Origin of the sequence: Pseudonocardia lacus, from assembly GCF_018531445.1 — a bacterium.
In the GTDB taxonomy this organism is placed as follows: Bacteria; Actinomycetota; Actinomycetes; order Mycobacteriales; family Pseudonocardiaceae; genus Pseudonocardia; species Pseudonocardia lacus.
Genome location: NZ_JAHDTH010000440.1, coordinates 1 through 1,647, shown reverse-complemented (window position 1 = coordinate 1,647; position 1,647 = coordinate 1). Strand labels below are relative to the sequence as shown.

The 1,647-nt window shown below is 75.3% G+C and carries 3 protein-coding genes; all 3 read left to right on the top strand.

Going from position 1 to position 1,647, the window contains the following annotated elements; translation table 11 throughout:
• The first annotated feature begins 103 nt into the window (after nucleotides 1-103).
• On the top strand, nucleotides 104-556 hold the full coding sequence (locus KIK08_RS38910) for a hypothetical protein (RefSeq protein WP_214408313.1): 453 nt from the start codon (nucleotides 104-106) through the stop codon (nucleotides 554-556).
• A 106-nt stretch (nucleotides 557-662) separates the two neighbouring features.
• Complete coding sequence (locus KIK08_RS38905; RefSeq protein ID WP_408004796.1) at nucleotides 663-965, top strand: ArsR/SmtB family transcription factor; 303 nt, start codon at nucleotides 663-665, stop codon at nucleotides 963-965.
• A partial coding sequence (locus KIK08_RS38900; protein WP_214408312.1) for a pyridoxal-phosphate dependent enzyme occupies nucleotides 962-1,647 on the top strand: 686 nt, incomplete at its 3' end. The genes KIK08_RS38905 and KIK08_RS38900, both read left to right, overlap by 4 nt.

The window sequence follows — 1,647 nt, the reverse complement described above, 5'->3', positions numbered from 1 at the left end:
CCCGCCGCGGCCACCCGCGTCCCTGACGGGTCGCGGCGGGTAAGGGAACTGTCACCGCCCGGCAACTGCCCGCGCTCGACCTGCGCAAATAGCGTTCCAGGGCATGAAGAAGATTCTGGGAACCGTCATCCTGCTGGCCCTGGGCGTGTTCATGGTGCTCGGCGGGATCGGTCAGACCACGACGGACGAGGTGACCTGCGGCGGCCAGGTGATGGCGCCCGGTGACATCTGCCAGGAGATCCGCAACGGCTCGACCACCGAGTACACCTACGACGAGCAGAAGGAGAACGACCGCAACTCCGGGTGGGTGCTGGTCGGGATCGGTGGCGTGCTGACCGCCATCGGCCTCGCGACCGGGGTCGCCACCGTCGTGGGACGCAACCGGCGGGCTCCCGCCCCCGCTCCCGTCCCCGCGCCCTACCCCGCCCCGCAGCCGGGCCCCTACCCCGGCCCGTACCAGGGCGGCCCGGCTCCGTACCCGGCTCCCAACGGCGGCCCGGCCCGGCAGCCGCACCCGGGCGCCGGCGCCGCGCCGACCCAGTACCCGCACCGGTGACGGCCGACCCGGGTCCGCTCCGGACGAGGGGTCGGAGCGGACCCGGGACAACGCCCCCCGACCGCACGCACTGGACAGTCACTTAGCTAGTTCGCATACTGGCTTCGTGATCGACGTCGACCTGCTCCGGGCGCTGGCCAACGACAAGCGCCTGCTGGTGCTGGAATGGCTGCGCGACCCGGAGGCGCACTTCCCACCGCAACGCGACGGAGACCTCGTCACCGACGGGGTCTGCTCGCTGTTCATCGCCGAGAAGCTCGGCGTCAGCCAGCCCACCTGCGGCGAGCACCTCAAGGTGCTCAGCCGCGCCGGCCTGCTGCGGTCCAAGAAGGTCAAGCAGTGGGTGTTCTACCGGCGCGACGAGGAGCGCATCGCGCGGGCCCGCGCCGAGCTGGGGGGCCAGTGGTGAGCGCACCCGGGCGCAGCGCGCCGGCCCCGACCGACCCGATCACCCCGGACGAGGTCGAGCGCACCCGGGCGGTGATCGCGCCCTGGGTCCGGCGCACCCCCGTCCTCGCGCTCGACCCCGCCGACCTCGGCCTCGACCCGGTCCCGGGCGAGCTGGTGCTGAAGCTGGAGCAGCTGCAGCGGGCCGGGTCGTTCAAGACCCGCGGCGCCTTCGCCAACCTGCTGCTGCGCGCCGTCCCGCCGGTCGGCGTGGTGGCCGCGTCGGGCGGCAACCACGGGGTCGCCGTGGCGCACGCCGCCCGCCGGCTCGGCATCCGGGCCCGCATCCACGTGCCCACCATCTCCGCCCCGGCCAAGGTCGAGGCCATCCGCGCGACCGGCGCCGACCTGGTGGTCGACGGCGACCGGTACGCCGACGCGCTGGCCGGCGCCGAGGAGTACCGGGCGCGCACCGGCGCGATGGCGGTGCACGCGTTCGACCAGCGCGAGACGCTGCTGGGCACCGCCACGCTCGGCGCGGAGCTGCTCGACCAGCTCGGCGGCGCGCTCGACACGGTGCTCGTCCCGGTCGGCGGCGGCGGGCTGCTCGCCGGGGTGGCCGCCCGGCTGGCCGGCGCCGTGCGGGTCGTCGGGGTCGAGCCGGCCGGGTCGCCCACGCTCACCGCCGCGCTCGCCGCGGGCGG

What these genes read in the sequence shown, in the direction of transcription:
- KIK08_RS38910 (WP_214408313.1), top strand. Translation starts at nt 104, where the DNA reads ATGAAGAAGATTCTGGGAACCGTCATCCTGCTGGCCCTGGGCGTGTTC.